This is a genomic window from Pseudomonas sp. GW821-FHT10B02 (genome assembly GCF_059415665.1).
In genome coordinates this window covers 19,068-33,477 of record NZ_JBWKNR010000008.1, presented here as the reverse complement: position 1 = coordinate 33,477, position 14,410 = coordinate 19,068, and the positions used below count along the sequence as shown (strand labels likewise).

The 14,410-nt window shown below is 64.5% G+C and carries 15 protein-coding genes; 10 read left to right on the top strand and 5 right to left on the bottom strand.

Annotated features, from left to right (window positions below; translation table 11 throughout):
* Nucleotides 1-10 precede the first annotated feature (10 nt).
* The 5 genes from AC07OF_RS13565 to paaN form a co-directional block, all read right to left on the bottom strand.
* On the bottom strand, nucleotides 11-409 hold the full coding sequence (locus AC07OF_RS13565; RefSeq protein ID WP_157192010.1) for a c-type cytochrome: 399 nt from the start codon (nucleotides 407-409) through the stop codon (nucleotides 11-13).
* 257 nt (nucleotides 410-666) lie between these two features.
* On the bottom strand, nucleotides 667-1,584 hold the full coding sequence (feaR, locus tag AC07OF_RS13560; protein ID WP_157192009.1) for a transcriptional regulator FeaR: 918 nt from the start codon (nucleotides 1,582-1,584) through the stop codon (nucleotides 667-669).
* A 102-nt stretch (nucleotides 1,585-1,686) separates the two neighbouring features.
* Nucleotides 1,687-2,610: a phenylacetic acid degradation operon negative regulatory protein PaaX gene (gene paaX, locus AC07OF_RS13555; RefSeq protein ID WP_157192008.1), complete on the bottom strand. Its 924-nt coding sequence runs from the start codon at nucleotides 2,608-2,610 to the stop codon at nucleotides 1,687-1,689.
* Between the two features lie 83 nt (nucleotides 2,611-2,693).
* The gene (gene paaY, locus AC07OF_RS13550; RefSeq protein ID WP_157192007.1) at nucleotides 2,694-3,290 is read right to left on the bottom strand and encodes a phenylacetic acid degradation protein PaaY; all 597 of its coding nucleotides are present in this window, start codon (nucleotides 3,288-3,290) and stop codon (nucleotides 2,694-2,696) included.
* A gap of 10 nt (nucleotides 3,291-3,300) precedes the next feature.
* On the bottom strand, nucleotides 3,301-4,986 hold the full coding sequence (gene paaN / locus AC07OF_RS13545) for a phenylacetic acid degradation protein PaaN (RefSeq protein ID WP_495072983.1): 1,686 nt from the start codon (nucleotides 4,984-4,986) through the stop codon (nucleotides 3,301-3,303).
* A gap of 393 nt (nucleotides 4,987-5,379) precedes the next feature.
* Here paaN and paaF point away from each other — a divergent pair, with 393 nt between their 5' ends.
* The 10 genes from paaF to paaD all read left to right on the top strand — a co-directional run bounded on the left by paaF (nucleotide 5,380) and on the right by paaD (nucleotide 14,410).
* Entirely contained in the window at nucleotides 5,380-6,153 is a 774-nt protein-coding gene (gene paaF / locus AC07OF_RS13540; RefSeq protein ID WP_495072982.1) for a 2,3-dehydroadipyl-CoA hydratase PaaF, read from the top strand.
* 43 nt (nucleotides 6,154-6,196) lie between these two features.
* Nucleotides 6,197-6,988 (top strand): 2-(1,2-epoxy-1,2-dihydrophenyl)acetyl-CoA isomerase PaaG, encoded by a 792-nt coding sequence (paaG, locus tag AC07OF_RS13535; RefSeq protein ID WP_495072981.1) that lies wholly within the window; start codon nucleotides 6,197-6,199, stop codon nucleotides 6,986-6,988.
* Nucleotides 6,989-6,991: 3 nt separating this feature from the next.
* A complete protein-coding gene (gene paaH, locus AC07OF_RS13530) occupies nucleotides 6,992-8,509 on the top strand; it encodes a 3-hydroxyacyl-CoA dehydrogenase PaaH (protein ID WP_495072980.1) in 1,518 nt (505 codons plus the stop codon).
* Nucleotides 8,502-8,951, top strand: coding sequence for a hydroxyphenylacetyl-CoA thioesterase PaaI (gene paaI, locus AC07OF_RS13525; RefSeq protein ID WP_495072979.1), 450 nt, complete (start codon nucleotides 8,502-8,504; stop codon nucleotides 8,949-8,951). The genes paaH and paaI overlap by 8 nt, the downstream gene beginning before the upstream one ends.
* On the top strand, nucleotides 8,944-10,149 hold the full coding sequence (gene pcaF / locus AC07OF_RS13520; RefSeq protein WP_495072978.1) for a 3-oxoadipyl-CoA thiolase: 1,206 nt from the start codon (nucleotides 8,944-8,946) through the stop codon (nucleotides 10,147-10,149). The genes paaI and pcaF overlap by 8 nt, the downstream gene beginning before the upstream one ends.
* An 86-nt stretch (nucleotides 10,150-10,235) precedes the next feature.
* On the top strand, nucleotides 10,236-11,549 hold the full coding sequence (paaK, locus tag AC07OF_RS13515; RefSeq protein WP_476445521.1) for a phenylacetate--CoA ligase PaaK: 1,314 nt from the start codon (nucleotides 10,236-10,238) through the stop codon (nucleotides 11,547-11,549).
* Nucleotides 11,550-11,816: 267 nt separating this feature from the next.
* Nucleotides 11,817-12,809 carry a 1,2-phenylacetyl-CoA epoxidase subunit PaaA gene (gene paaA, locus AC07OF_RS13510; RefSeq protein ID WP_157191999.1) on the top strand — a complete coding sequence of 331 codons (993 nt, stop codon included), beginning with the start codon at nucleotides 11,817-11,819 and terminating at the stop codon, nucleotides 12,807-12,809.
* Nucleotides 12,810-12,836: 27 nt separating this feature from the next.
* Nucleotides 12,837-13,118 carry a 1,2-phenylacetyl-CoA epoxidase subunit PaaB gene (gene paaB / locus AC07OF_RS13505; RefSeq protein WP_128324817.1) on the top strand — a complete coding sequence of 94 codons (282 nt, stop codon included), beginning with the start codon at nucleotides 12,837-12,839 and terminating at the stop codon, nucleotides 13,116-13,118.
* 10 nt (nucleotides 13,119-13,128) lie between these two features.
* Nucleotides 13,129-13,890: a 1,2-phenylacetyl-CoA epoxidase subunit PaaC gene (paaC, locus tag AC07OF_RS13500; RefSeq protein ID WP_495072977.1), complete on the top strand. Its 762-nt coding sequence runs from the start codon at nucleotides 13,129-13,131 to the stop codon at nucleotides 13,888-13,890.
* Complete coding sequence (paaD, locus tag AC07OF_RS13495) at nucleotides 13,877-14,410, top strand: 1,2-phenylacetyl-CoA epoxidase subunit PaaD (RefSeq protein ID WP_476445523.1); 534 nt, start codon at nucleotides 13,877-13,879, stop codon at nucleotides 14,408-14,410. The genes paaC and paaD overlap by 14 nt, the downstream gene beginning before the upstream one ends.

Below are 14,410 nucleotides of genomic sequence, written 5' to 3'. Positions count from 1 at the left end.
CGACCCTGGCTCACTGCCGGGTCAGGAAACAGGCAACCGCTGCGCTATCTTCGGCAGCGGCCATCCCCGTGTAGGGCATGTAGGTTCCAGGCACGAAGGCCTGCGGCTGGGTGATGAAGGCCTGCAGGCTTTCGGCTTTCCAGTCCACGGCCTTGTCCTTCATCGCCTGGGAATAGCTGAAGCCCGGGAAGGTGCCCGAGGTGCGGCCCGCCACCCCATTGAGGTTGACCCCCATCATGCCCGTCACGCCTTTCTGGACGGCATGACACACCGAGCACTCCTGAGCGAACAGCTTGCTGCCCTTGTCCACCGATGCTGGCGCGCAGGCGGCTGCCTGCACCTGAGAAACCTGGAACAGCGCCAGCACGGTGAAGCCGGCCAGGCACTGGCGAATCTTGTTGTTATGCATGGAACTGAAACCTCTGACCTGAGCATCCGCTTTGCCCACTACAACTCCTGCCATGGGAGAAACCATCGGCTGCGCAGGACGGACGATGGTCTTTGACCTGTCGATTTAAACCGCAGTGGCCAAACAAGGTTTTTTTCTGCATGCCAGTCGTATTGGCTGCGCTGCCAACCTGACGGGCATTGATGAGCGAAGCGCGCTATTGGCGGCTCAGGAGACACAACCCTTCACGTCTGATCAGGGTTGTGGTGGGCGGGAAATCAGTGCTGGTAACGCTTGCGGTACTCGCCGGGCGCTACGCCAAAGCGGGCTTTGAAGGCGGTGGAGAAATAGCTGGCGTCGGAGAACCCCCAGGAATAACCCAAGGCGGAAAGCTTCTGCTCCGCCCCACTGTGGCGCAAGGACTCGGCGCAAAAATCCAGGCGACGGTTCTTGATGTACTGGGCAACCACCAGGCCTTTCTTCGAGAACATGCGGTACAAACCGCGCACCGACACCCCTACTTCGCGCGCCAGAAGCTCGGGGCACAATTCTTCGCTACGAATGTTTTCATCGATGAACGCAAGGGTCTTGCGGAACATCCGCTCGTGCACATCCGGGTCAGCCTCGGTACTGCCAATGACCGGGCGCAACAAGCTGACGATGGCATCCAGCGTGGCTTCGCTCTCGTGCAGGCTGAGCGTGTCCAGACGGCTCGCCTCCAACACCAGTCGATTGGCCAGCAGCGCAATCGGCGAGCTGGCATCGATCCGTTGAGCGCAGCGAATATTACTGAAACGCTGGCTGTGCTCGACCAGATGCCGGGGCAGAATCAACGACAGCTGGCGCGAGTTGTCGCTGTAGGTGAAATCGCTTGGCAAGGTCGCATCGATCAGCGTGATATCGCCAGGACGCAACGTCACGCGCTGGCCGTCCTGCTCCATAGCCGCATGGCCCTGCAGCTGGAACGCGGCGAAGAAATGCCTGCCCTCGCTCTGCTCTACTTCACGCCCGGTGCGATAGAGACGAGCTTGAGCGACATCAACGAGACTCAGCTTGATCGCGCCGACCTTGTGCTCCTTTACCGAGCCGGAAAAGTCGGGCCCCAGGGTGCTGGCACAAAAACGGCCACAAGCCTGGTTGATTTGCTGCAGCCATTCATCAAAACGGTCTGCCCTGAGCGCACTTGCAGTCATCACGATGTCACAGGCCTCTCTGCTATTTTTATTATTAGCCAGGCACCGACCTCATCGCGCCTGGGTTACCTCAATGTCCGGCAATTTCCCCGTCACCTGCCGCGGCTATTTAAGCCCGCCGAAGCGCCGATAGAAACTCTCTCCGACCTCCGGTAACGGACCGTCGGCCGTTTCCAGCGCGCTGCTGAGAAACTCTTCGCCTCTGGCCTGGACCAGACGATAGATATTGCGGCACAGCTGACGCGCCGCTCGCCCTTCCCAGTCTCCTGGGAGCAGCTCTTCGGGCAGTTGCGGATCGCGCAACAGCAACTTGCGGTATTCATGAATCAGCAAGGTTCGCGCCAGGAAACAGTCCATCGGCTGCAGCTCATCCTGCTCGCGCAGCGCTTGCCACAATGGCCGGAACAACTGGATGAACTCGCTGTACTGCGCGGCCAGCGCCTCGATGTTCCAACTCTCGCGCACCTGCATGCGCAGTGCCTTGGAGGCCAGTACGTCCTGCGCGGTGGTTTCGAACAGAATGGTGTCTTCCAGTACCTCAAGATCCTGCAAGGTCGCCACCACATCGGCGCGTTCACAGCGCGGGCAAGCCAGCATCACCGGCGAGATCGCACCAAAACCTTGCCACTCCAGCTCTTCGCGCACCTGTTTGCGCTTGTCCTGCGGCAGTTGCGAAAGCAGCACCAGGGTCCAGGAACCATCCCAGGCGGGCAGCGCCGAACTGTAAACGCGCTTGAACGCTTTCTCGAATCGCCGACGACCGGTCCCTGTGAGGCTGTAGTAACTGCGTCGGCCGACCTTCTCGGCGCTCAACCAACCTTCCTTGGTCAAGCGGAAAATGGACGTACGAATCAGCCGCTCGTTGATGCCAATGGGTTCGAGCAACTGGATCAGGCTACCGAGCCAGACCGTTCCACCGTGTGGTTCGATGGCATCACCATAGAGGGTGATGATCAACGAACTGGCACGCAGCGGAGTCTGCTGCTGGAAGCGGGTGATCAACTGATTGAGGGGAGCAAGGGACGTCATGGGAGAACCGGGCATGAGATTGCTGCGAAATATACCCGCTGAGCGCCAGTCCTGACCATTGCCAGCAAGCTTCACCGCACTGTTCATTGCCCCTCCCCTTTGGGCCGCAAGGTGCTGGCGCTGATCCGCGGACGAGCCGCTTCGACCTCGCGCAGCGGCTCGCAGGCGACCAGGCCCTGCAGGCAACGCTGGGCAAGGCGCTGGTATTCCTCGGTACCCGCCAGCTTCCAGGCCACCTCCTCATCACTGAGGCGACGTTTGACCTGCGCTGGCGAGCCGAGCACCAGCGACTGCTCGTCGCAGCGAAAGCCGGCTTTGACGAACGTAGTGGCGGCAACGAACGAGCGCGCACCGATCTCGGCGTTGTCCATCACCACCGCATTCATGCCGACCAGTACGTCGTCACCGATGCGGCAGCCGTGCAGCACCGCGCCGTGGCCGATGTGGCCGTTGCGCCCGACCACCGTGTCACTCTCAGGGAAGCCGTGCATCACGCAGGTGTCCTGAATATTGGCGCCCTCTTCCAGGACGATGCGCCCGAAGTCGCCGCGCAGGCTGGCCAACGGGCCGACATAGCAGCCGGCAGCGATGATCACGTCGCCGATCAGCACCGCACTGGGGTGCACATAGGCGCTGGGGTGGACGACCGGGGTCAGGCCGTCGAGGCTGTAGCACGTCATGGCAGTGTCCTCATTGGGCCGCGTGGCGGCGGCTCTGGACGATGACGAAGCGCCGGCTGACAAAGGCGCCGTCGCTGATCGAAGCATTCGCCGCCGGGTTGCCGCCAGTGGCATGGAAGTCGCTGAAAGCCGCCGACTGGTTGACGAACACGCCGCCGTCGAGGTTCACCGACAGCGCCACGGCAACATCCTGAGCCAAGGCTTCAGCCTGTTCGAGGAACGCCTCGTCGGTGGAGTACACGCCAAGGGTCATGGCGCCCTTGGCGGCGATCACTTCGCGGGCGACCTGCAAGCTGTGCGCGCTGTCGTCGGTGGCAACGATGAACGCAATGGGGCCGAAGCGCTCTTGCGTATAAGCGTCGCGCTGCGTCGCGTCGACCTTCAGCAGCAGCGGCGTATGCACCCGTGCACCGGGGAACTGCGGGTGCTCGCGTACTTCGCTGTCGAGCAGCACGTCGCCCAGCTCACGGCAGGCGTCGATGCGTGCCGCTGTCGCTTGCGCCTGGATGGCGCCGAGCACCGCACAGGCGCGGTCGTTGTCGGCGAGTAAAGCGTTGATCGCAGCGCTCAGTGCTTCGGCAACCTGAGCGAAGCTGAGCTGTTCGTCGCCATTGCGGATCCCGCCGCGCGGCACATAGATAGCCTGGGTAGTAGTGCACATCTGCCCGGAATAGAGGCTGAGGGAAAACGCCAGGTTCTTCGCCACCGCCTTGAGATCGCGGGTGCTGTCGATGATCACCGTGTTGATGCCCGCCTTCTCGGTGAACACCTGGGCCTGCAGCGCGTGACGCTCCAGCCACTCGCCGAAGGCATTGGAGCCGGTGAAGTCGACCAGCTTGACCCGCGGATCGAGCGCCAGCTGCTGCGCCACCGGCGCCTCAGGGGTGTCGACCACCAGGCTGACCAGCGCCGGGTCGAAGCCCAGTTCGGCGAGCACCTCTTGTGCCACCTGGACGCTCATCGCCACCGGCAGGATCGCCCCCGGGTGCGCCTTGACCAACACCGGGTTGCCGGTGGCCAGGCTGGCGAACAGGCCCGGATAGGTGTTCCAGGTCGGGAAGGTCGAACAGGCGACCACCAGCGACAGGCCGCGCGGCACGATGTGCCAGCGCTTGTCCAGGTGCAGCGGATCGAGCTTGCCCTGTGGCTTGAGCCATTGCGCCGCCTGCGGCACCTCGGCCATCGCCCGCCAGGCGTAGGCCACAGCTTCCAGACCACGGTCCTGGGCATGCGCGCCGCCGGCCTGGAAGGCCATCATGAAAGCCTGGCCCGTGGTGTGCATCACCGCATGAGCCAGGGTCGGGCTCAGCGCGTTGAGGCGCTGGAGAATTTCCAGACAGGCGCCGACCCGCGCCTGCGGGCCGGCATCGCGCCAGGCCGGCAGCGCCTGCTGCTGACGTGCCAGTAACTGTTCCGGGTCGTACTGATCGTAGCTGACACCAAGGTCGAAACCATAGGGCGAACGCTCGGCACCTGCGCGCCCCACCGCAGCCGGACCTTGCAGCACGAACGGCCGGTTGAGCAGCGCCTCGAATGCCGCCTGTGCGCCCTCTATCGCCGCTTGCGGGTATTGCTTGAGCTGCTCGCTGTAGGGCGACCAGTAGCCGCGTTCGGCAATGGCCTGCAACGCGCGGTCGAGCGTGGCGCGGTGGTGGTCGAACAGTTCCTGGGCGGCACGGGTGGCAGTGGACGGCATCGCGTAGATCCTCGAAAAGCTGGCGGCACGGCACAAAGCTACAGAAAGCGATGCGCTTGATGGGATTTTCTGTATCACAACGCTTTTTGATAAATAAGTAAAGACACCTGTATCGGAATATCAGCGAAACGTAGCGACTACTCTGCACCAACAGCGCGCTACAACCCTCATTCCAGCCGGGTTTAGCAGCCTTAACCCCGGAACAAGCACCACTAAAGCATCAACACATAAGACACAAAATTATATTTTTGCGTTGTTGTTTTGTATCGCTTTGTGCGTATACTCGGAAAAAGTCGGCCCTGGCAGGCACCCTCGTCGCTGCCCGGCAGATCGCCGCAACTACCAATAACTAGCCGGCCAACCAAGCCGCGCGTGCAGCCTGAGGAGCGTTTGATGCCTCGCACCCTTGCCGTCCTTGCCACCGAAGCGGGCGTACGCCTGATCACCCTGCAGCGCCCGGAAGCGCTGAACGCCCTGAACACCGAGCTGCTCGGTGAACTGGCGGCCGAACTGGACCACGCCGAACGCGACCCCGACACCCGCGCGGTGGTCATCACCGGCAGCCGCAAGGCGTTCGCCGCTGGCGCCGACATCAAGGAAATGGCCGAGCGCGACCTGGTCGGCATCCTCAACGACCCGCGCGTCGCCCATTGGCAGCGCATCGCCGCCTTCTCCAAACCGCTGATCGCCGCGGTCAACGGCTTTTGCCTGGGCGGCGGCTGCGAACTGGCCATGCACGCCGACATCCTCATCGCTGGCGAAGACGCCCGCTTCGGTCAGCCGGAAATCAACCTCGGCATCATGCCCGGCGCCGGCGGTACCCAACGCCTGCTGCGCGCGGTCGGCAAATCGCTGGCCATGCAGATGGTGCTCACCGGCGAAGCCATCGATGCACGCTTCGCCCAGCGTGCCGGCCTGGTCAGTGAAGTGACCCAGCCCGAGTTCACCGTCGATCGCGCCATCGCCATCGGCCGCGTGATCGCACAGAAAGCGCCGTTGGCGGTGCGCCTGGCCAAGGAAGCGCTGCTCAAGGCCCAGGACACGGACCTGGCCAGCGGCCTGCGCTTCGAGCGCCACGCCTTCACCGTGCTGGCCGGCACTGCCGACCGCAATGAAGGTATCGCCGCCTTCCAGGCCAAGCGCCGCCCCGAATTCACTGGCCAGTAAGCCTGGCTGCCCGTTCCCTGGTTATCCCTAGAGCACCCCTGCCATGAATTTCCAGCACATCCTGTTTGCCATCGAGGAAGGCGTTGCCACCCTCAGCTTCAATCGCCCGGAACAACTCAACAGCTTCAACGCGCAGATGCACGCTGAAGTGCGCGAAGCCCTCAAACAGGTGCGGCAGAACCCCGAAGTGCGCGTGCTGTTGCTCAGCGGCGAAGGCCGCGGCTTCTGCGCCGGCCAGGACCTGGGCGACCGCAACGTCGCCCCGGACGCCGCCGCACCCGACCTGGGCGAGTCCATCGAGCAGTACTACAACCCGCTGATTCGCGCCCTGCGCGACCTGCCGCTGCCGGTGATCTGCGCGGTCAACGGCGTCGCCGCCGGTGCCGGGGCGAACATTCCGCTGGCTTGCGACCTGGTCCTGGCGGCGCGTTCGGCGAGCTTTATCCAGGCGTTCTGCAAGATCGGCCTGATCCCCGACTCCGGCGGCACCTGGACCCTGCCGCGCCTGGTCGGCACTGCCCGCGCCATGGCGCTGATGCTGCTCGGCGAGCGCCTGAGCGCCGAGCAGGCCGAGCAATGGGGGCTGATCTACCGGGTGGTCGACGACGCCGAGCTGCGCGATCAAGCGCTGAAACTGGCGCGCCACCTGGCCAGCCAGCCGACCTACGGCCTGGCGCTGATCAAGCGCAGTCTGAACGCCAGCCTGAACAACAGCTTCGACGAACAGCTCGACCTCGAACGCGACCTGCAGCGCCTGGCCGGGCGCAGCGAAGACTACCGTGAAGGCGTCAGCGCCTTCATGGCCAAACGCACCCCAGCTTTCAAGGGACGCTAAGCGATGAGCGCACTGAACCACAGCACCGTCGTCGCCGTGATCGGCGCTGGCGCCATGGGTGCCGGCATCGCCCAGGTAGCCGCGCAGGCCGGCCATCCGGTGAAACTGCATGACAGCCGCCCCGGCGCCGCCGCCCAGGCCATCGACGGTATCGACCGGCAGCTCGGCAAGCTGGTGGAAAAAGGCCGCCTCAGCGCCGAGGCGCGCGCCGCTACCGTGGCCCGCCTGCAGCCGGCCGACGCCATCGAGGCGCTGGCCGATGCCGGCCTGGTGATCGAGGCGATCGTCGAGAACCTTGAGGTCAAGCGCGGCCTGCTGCGTCAGCTGGAGGCGCTGTGCAGCGCCGACTGCATCTTCGCCAGCAACACCTCATCGCTGTCGATCACCAGCCTGGCCGCCGGCCTCGCCCACCCCGAGCGGGTGATCGGCATGCACTTCTTCAATCCGGCGCCGCTGATGGCCCTGGTCGAGATCGTCTCCGGCCTGGCCACGCCACGGGCGCTGGCCGAGCGGCTGTACGCCACGGCAAGCGCCTGGGGTAAACAGCCGGTGCACACCAAATCCACCCCCGGCTTCATCGTCAACCGCGTGGCCCGGCCGTTCTACGCCGAAAGCCTGCGCCTGCTGCAGGAAGGCGCCGCCGACTGTGCGACCCTCGACGCCCTGCTGCGCGACGCCGGCGGCTTTCGCATGGGTGCCTTCGAACTCACCGACCTGATCGGCCACGACGTCAACTACGCGGTGACCTGCTCGGTGTTCGCGGCCTATTACAACGACATGCGCTTCCAGCCGTCGCTGATCCAGAAGGAACTGGTCGACGCCGGCCGCCTCGGCCGCAAAAGCGGCCATGGTTTCTATAACTATGCCGAAGGCGTTGAGCGCCCGCAGCCGGTGGAGCTGAGCAGCGCCGCCAGCATCGACAGTTGCGTGGTGGAAGGCCACCTGGGTGTCGCCGAACCGCTGATCCAGCGCCTGCAGGACGCTGGCGTGCAGGTGGTGCGGCGTGACGGCAGTGGCCTGCTGCGTGTCGGCGATGCAGTGCTGGCCCTGTCCGACGGGCGCCTGGCCAGCCAGCGCGCTCAGGAAGATGGCCTGCGCAACCTGGTGCTGATCGACCTGGCACTGGACTATGCCAAGGCCGGCCGCCTGGCCATCGCCTGCGCCGCCGACACCAGCGCCGCTGCCCGCGAGCAGGCCGTGGCCCTGCTGCAGCGTGCCGGGATCAAGGTCAGCCAACTCGCCGACCTGCCTGGCCTGGCGGTGCTGCGCAGCGTAGCGATGCTCGCCAACGAAGGCGCCGACGCGGTGCTGCAGGGGGTCGGCAGTGCCACCGATATCGATCTGGCGATGCGCGCCGGGGTGAATTACCCGCAAGGTCCGCTGGCCTGGGCCGACGCGATCGGCCTGCCAGGCGTGCTGCGCACCCTGGAGCACTTGCAGGCCAGCTACGGCGAGGAGCGTTATCGCCCTTCCCTGCTGCTGCGCCGCCTGGTCGCCGAAGGGAGGTGCTTCCATGACTAACCACGACGCCTTGTCACTCGCCACCCGCTGCGCCGAGGAAATGTTCGAGCGTGATACCGCCAGCCAGCGCATGGGCATGCGCCTGCTGTCGATCGCCCCCGGGCGGACGATGATCGGCATGAGCGTGCGCGAAGACATGATCCAGGGCCACGGCACCTGCCATGGCGGCTACCTGTTCGCCCTCGCCGACTCGGCCTTCGCCTTCGCCTGCAACAGCTACAACGACGCCTGCGTGGCGATCGGCTGCAGCATTGATTACGTCGCCCCGGCCCGCCTGGGCGACACCCTGACCGCGCACGCCAGTGAGCAAAGCCGCAGTGGCCGCACCGGTAACTACGACGTACGCATTGAAAACCAGCACGGCCAGTTGATCGCCCTGTTCCGTGGCAAGTCCTACAAAGTGCGCGGCACTGTGCTGGCGCAGGAGACCCCGAATGAATGACGCCCTGATCATCGACGCCATCCGTACCCCCATCGGCCGTTACGCCGGCGCCCTCTCCAGCGTGCGCGCCGACGACCTCGGCGCGATTCCGCTGAAGGCCCTGCAAGCGCGCCACCCGCAACTGGACTGGAGCGCCATCGACGATGTGATCTACGGCTGCGCCAACCAGGCCGGCGAAGACAACCGCAACGTCGCGCACATGGCCTCGCTGCTCGCCGGCCTGCCCGCCAGCGTTCCGGGCACCACGCTGAACCGCCTGTGCGGTTCGGGCCTGGACGCCATCGGCTTCGCCGCGCGCACTCTGCGCTGCGGTGAAGCCGGGCTGATGATCGCCGGCGGCGTCGAGTCGATGTCGCGCGCCCCGTTCGTCATGGGCAAATCCGAGCAAGCCTTCGGCCGCAGCGCGGAAATCTTCGACACCACCATCGGCTGGCGCTTCATCAACCCGCTGTTGCAGGCGCAATTCGGCACTGACTCGATGCCGGAGACCGCCGAAAACGTCGCCGCGCAGTTCAATATCTCGCGCGCCGACCAGGACGCCTTCGCCCTGCGCAGCCAGCACAAGGCCGCCGCAGCCCAGGCCAGCGGCCGCCTGGCCAAGGAAATCGTGGCGGTGGAAATCGCCCAGCGCAAAGGCCCGGCCAAACGCGTCGAACATGACGAACACCCACGCGGCGACACCACCCTGGAGCAGCTGGCCAGGCTCGGCACGCCGTTCCGTCAAGGCGGCAGCGTCACTGCCGGCAATGCTTCGGGGGTCAACGATGGTGCCTGCGCACTGCTGCTGGCCAGCCCGCAAGCCGCCGCACGGCATGGCCTCAAAGCCCGTGGCCGGGTGGTGGCGATGGCCACTGCCGGTGTCGAACCACGCCTGATGGGCATCGGCCCGGTACCGGCCACGCACAAGGTGCTGGAACTGGCCGGCCTCAGCCTGGCCGACATGGACGTCATTGAACTCAACGAAGCCTTCGCCGCCCAGGGCCTGGCGGTACTGCGCGAACTCGGTCTGGACGACGACGACGCGCGGGTCAACCCGAACGGTGGCGCCATCGCCCTCGGCCACCCGCTGGGCATGAGCGGCGCGCGCCTGGTCACCACCGCGCTGCACGAACTGGAAGAACGCCAGGGCCGCTACGCACTCTGCACCATGTGCATCGGCGTCGGCCAGGGCATCGCACTGATCATCGAACGGCTCTGACACGTAAGCCGCCGAAGGTTATTCTGCTCATCAGCACTCATAGGCCTGCGTGCGGGCCAATGCACAAAAATAATTCGAGTGAAGCCATGAATATGTTTGTTAACACTTCCCCGCTTGATCCGATGGAAACCGCCAGCATCGATCAGTTGCGCCAGCACCAGCTGGAGCGCCTGCGCTGGAGCCTCAACCACGCCTACCACAACGTGCCGCTGTACAAGCAGCGCTTCGACAGCCTGGGCGTGCACCCGGACGACCTGAAATCGCTGGACGACCTGGCCAGGTTCCCGTTCACCGGCAAGAACGACCTGCGCGACAACTACCCCTATGGCATGTTTGCCGTGCCGATGCACGACGTCGTGCGCCTGCATGCCTCCAGCGGCACCACTGGCAAGCCGACCGTGGTTGGTTACACGCAAAACGACATCAACACCTGGGCCAACGTGGTCGCCCGCTCGATCCGCGCGGCGGGCGGCCGGCGTGGCGACAAGGTGCAGATCTCCTACGGTTACGGCCTGTTCACCGGCGGTCTGGGCGCCCACTACGGCGCCGAGCGTCTGGGGTGCACAGTGATCCCGATGTCCGGCGGCCAGACCGAGAAACAGGTCCAGCTGATCCGTGATTTCCAGCCGGACATCATCATGGTCACCCCCTCGTACATGCTCAATATCGCCGACGAGATCGAGCGCCAGGGCATCGATCCGCAGAAGCTGGCACTGCGCCTGGGCATCTTTGGCGCCGAACCCTGGACCGCCGAGCTGCGTCGCGCAGTCGAAGAGCGAATGGGTATCACCGCCCTGGACATCTATGGCCTGTCGGAAATCATGGGCCCGGGCGTGGCCATGGAATGCGCCGAGACCAAGGACGGCCCGACCGTCTGGGAAGACCATTTCTACCCGGAAATCATCGACCCGGTGACCGGCGCGGTGCTGCCCGACGGCGAATACGGCGAGCTGGTGTTCACCTCGCTGAGCAAAGAAGCGCTGCCGATGATCCGCTACCGCACCCGCGACCTCACCCGCCTGCTGCCGGGTACCGCACGGCCGATGCGACGCATCGACAAGATCACCGGGCGCAGCGACGACATGCTGATCATCCGCGGGGTCAACGTGTTCCCTACGCAGATCGAGGAACAGGTACTTAAAATAAAACAGCTTTCCGAGAATTATGAGATACATCTGTATCGCAATGGCAACCTCGACAGCATGGATGTGCACGTGGAGCTCAAGCATGACCTGCAAGGCCTGGACGGCGATCAGCAAAAACTGATCGGCAACGAACTGAGCAAGCAGATCAAGACCTACATCGGCATCAGCGCGCGCGTGCTGATCCAGCCCTCGCACAGCCTGAAACGCTCGGAAGGCAAGGCCTGCCACGTATTTGACAAACGCGTCCAAGGCTAACCCCTGCGTGTCTCTGCCCCGCTTCGGCGGGGCTTTTTTTTGCCCGTAAAAAGCGTTGTAACCCCGCTAATCATCACCCCCGCAAGCCCTGACCAGGTGCTGGCAGCCAGCACCTGCCACCGCCCTTTCTCCCTCGATCCAGCAATGCGATACAAAAATCACATGCGACACACAATTTAATGTTTGATATTTATTTTTGTATCATTTAAAAATACAGCCATGGCCAAGGCCTCCCGACAAAAACCTTTAAAAGGCTGGAGACGCAGCATGTACGCACAACTGGTTGAGACCGGCGTTAAGCGGGTCAAAGCGCTGGACGAAATGTCCCCCGAAGAACGCGCCTTCCAAGAGAAGATCGATGCCGAGATCAAGATCGAAGCAAAGAACTGGATGCCGGACGCCTACCGGCAGACCCTGATCCGCCAGATCTCCCAGCACGCCCACTCCGAGATCGTCGGCATGCTGCCGGAAGGTAACTGGGTAACCCGCGCCCCGACTCTCAAGCGCAAGCTGCAGCTGATGGCCAAAATCCAAGACGAAGCCGGTCACGGCCTGTACCTGTACAGCGCAATGGAAACCCTCGGCGCCGACCGCGATGAAGAAATCGCCAAGCTGCACAGCGGCAAGGCCAAGTATTCGAGCATCTTCAACTACCCGACCCTGAGCTGGGCCGACATGGGCGCGGTCGGCTGGCTGGTCGACGGCGCGGCGATCGTCAACCAGGTGGTGCTGCAGCGCACCTCCTACGGCCCCTACTCGCGGGCGATGATCCGTATCTGCAAGGAAGAGAGCTTCCACCAGCGCCAGGGCTACCAGCTGCTGCTGACCATGATGAAAGAAGGCACCCAGGCGCAGAAGGACATGGTCCAGGACGCGATCAACCGCTTGTGGTGGCCGGCGCTGATGATGTTCGGGCCAAGCGACGAGCATTCGCCGAACAGCGCCCAGTCGATGGCCTGGAAGATCAAGCGCCAGGGCAACGATGAACTGCGCCAGCGTTTTGTCGACCAGACCATCCCGCAACTGGAACTGCTCGGCTGCACCGTGCCAGATCCCGACCTGAAGTGGAACGAAGCACGCGGCCACTACGACTTCGGCGACATCCAGTGGGACGAGTTCTACGACGTACTCAAAGGCAACGGCCCATGCAACGCCGAGCGTATCGACACCCGCCGCAAGGCCATCGAGGACGGCGCCTGGGTGCGCCAGGCCGCGGTCGCCCACGCCAAAAAACAACAAGCCAAGCGCAACGCCGCTTGATAAGCCACTGATCTGGAGAGTCCCGCCATGTCCGAATGGACCCTGTTCGAAGTTTTCGTGCGCAGCAAGCACGGCCTCAACCACAAGCACGTCGGCAGCGTGCATGCCGCCGACGCAGCGATGGCCATCGAGAACGCGCGCGAGCTGTACACCCGCCGCAACGAGGGCGTGAGCCTGTGGGTGGTGCCTTCGGCGCTGATCACCGCCTCTTCGCCGGACGAGAAAGACCCGCTGTTCGTGCCCTCGGAAGACAAGGTCTACCGCCACGCCAGCTTCTACGAGCTGCCGGCCGAAGTCGGTCATATGTGAGGCCACTGCCATGACCCAACGTGAAGACCTCATCCAATACCTGCTGCGCCTCGGCGACAGCGCCCTGATTCAGGGCCAGCGCCTGTGCCAATGGTGCGGCAAGGCCCCGGCACTGGAAGAAGAACTGGCGCTGATGAACGTCGGCCTCGACCTGGTCGGCCAGGCGCGCAACTGGCTGGACTACGCCGCCGAGCTGCTGGCCGACGGCCGTGACGCCGACCACCTGGCGTTCCGTCGCGACGAGCGCGCCTACCGCAACCTGCTGCTGGTCGAACAACCCAACGGCGACTACGCGGTAACCATCGTCAAACAGTTCCTCTACGATGCCTGGCACTTCCAGGTACTGAGCGCCCTCAGCGCGTCCAGCGATGAGCGCATCGCCGGTATCGCCGCCAAGGCGCTGAAAGAAGTCACCTACCACTTGCGCCGCTCCGGCGAGTGGGTCGAGCGCCTGGGCGACGGCACCGAAGAAAGCCACCAGCGCATGCTGGCAGCGATCGACCAGGTCTGGCGCTTCAGCGGCGAACTGGTCGATGGCGACGAGGTCGAGCAGCGCCTGGCCGAGGCCGGTATCGCCGCACAGCCGGAAGCAATCGCCAGCGCCTGGCGCGCCAAGGTTGAGGAAGTGTTCACCAGGGCCACCCTGCCGGTACCGGCAGCGCCCAACCACTTCTACCTCAGCGGACGCCGTGGTGTGCACAGTGAGCACCTGGGCATCCTGCTGGCCGAAATGCAGTTCCTGCCGCGAGCCTATCCCGATGCGACCTGGTGAGCTGATCGCCAGCGACCGCGGCGCCCGCCCACTCCAGGCCAACGACCTGGAACAGGCCTGGGCCGTGCTCGGCGCAGTCATGGACCCGGAAGTCCCGGTCGTCAGCGTGGTCGATCTGGGCATCGTGCGCGGCCTCGACTGGCAAGATGGCCACCTGCATGTGGTGGTCACCCCGACCTACTCCGGCTGCCCGGCCACCGAGGTGATCGAGCAGGACATCGCCGACGCCCTGCAGCAGGCCGGCTTCGCCGCACCGCAACTGGAGCGCCGGCTGACCCCGGCGTGGACCACCGACTGGATCAGCGACAGCGGCCGCGAGCGCCTGCGCACCTACGGCATCGCCCCGCCTGCCGGCAGCACCAGCAAGCGCAGCCTGCTCGGTGAGCATGACCAAGTGTGCTGCCCGCAGTGCGGCAGCGCCCACACCGAACGCCTCAGCGAATTCGGCTCGACCGCCTGCAAGGCGCTGTACCGCTGCATCGAGTGCCGTGAGCCGTTCGACTACTTCAAGTGCATCTGA

What these genes read in the sequence shown, in the direction of transcription:
- paaI (WP_495072979.1), top strand. Translation starts at nt 8,502, where the DNA reads ATGACTAACCACGACGCCTTGTCACTCGCCACCCGCTGCGCCGAGGAA.
- paaC (WP_495072977.1), top strand. Translation starts at nt 13,129, where the DNA reads ATGACCCAACGTGAAGACCTCATCCAATACCTGCTGCGCCTCGGCGAC.
- paaH (WP_495072980.1), top strand. Translation starts at nt 6,992, where the DNA reads ATGAGCGCACTGAACCACAGCACCGTCGTCGCCGTGATCGGCGCTGGC.
- paaY (WP_157192007.1), bottom strand. Translation starts at nt 3,290, where the DNA reads ATGACGTGCTACAGCCTCGACGGCCTGACCCCGGTCGTCCACCCCAGC.
- paaB (WP_128324817.1), top strand. Translation starts at nt 12,837, where the DNA reads ATGTCCGAATGGACCCTGTTCGAAGTTTTCGTGCGCAGCAAGCACGGC.
- paaX (WP_157192008.1), bottom strand. Translation starts at nt 2,610, where the DNA reads ATGACGTCCCTTGCTCCCCTCAATCAGTTGATCACCCGCTTCCAGCAG.
- paaD (WP_476445523.1), top strand. Translation starts at nt 13,877, where the DNA reads ATGCGACCTGGTGAGCTGATCGCCAGCGACCGCGGCGCCCGCCCACTC.
- AC07OF_RS13565 (WP_157192010.1), bottom strand. Translation starts at nt 409, where the DNA reads ATGCATAACAACAAGATTCGCCAGTGCCTGGCCGGCTTCACCGTGCTG.
- paaK (WP_476445521.1), top strand. Translation starts at nt 10,236, where the DNA reads ATGAATATGTTTGTTAACACTTCCCCGCTTGATCCGATGGAAACCGCC.
- paaN (WP_495072983.1), bottom strand. Translation starts at nt 4,986, where the DNA reads ATGCCGTCCACTGCCACCCGTGCCGCCCAGGAACTGTTCGACCACCAC.
- pcaF (WP_495072978.1), top strand. Translation starts at nt 8,944, where the DNA reads ATGAATGACGCCCTGATCATCGACGCCATCCGTACCCCCATCGGCCGT.
- paaF (WP_495072982.1), top strand. Translation starts at nt 5,380, where the DNA reads ATGCCTCGCACCCTTGCCGTCCTTGCCACCGAAGCGGGCGTACGCCTG.
- paaG (WP_495072981.1), top strand. Translation starts at nt 6,197, where the DNA reads ATGAATTTCCAGCACATCCTGTTTGCCATCGAGGAAGGCGTTGCCACC.
- paaA (WP_157191999.1), top strand. Translation starts at nt 11,817, where the DNA reads ATGTACGCACAACTGGTTGAGACCGGCGTTAAGCGGGTCAAAGCGCTG.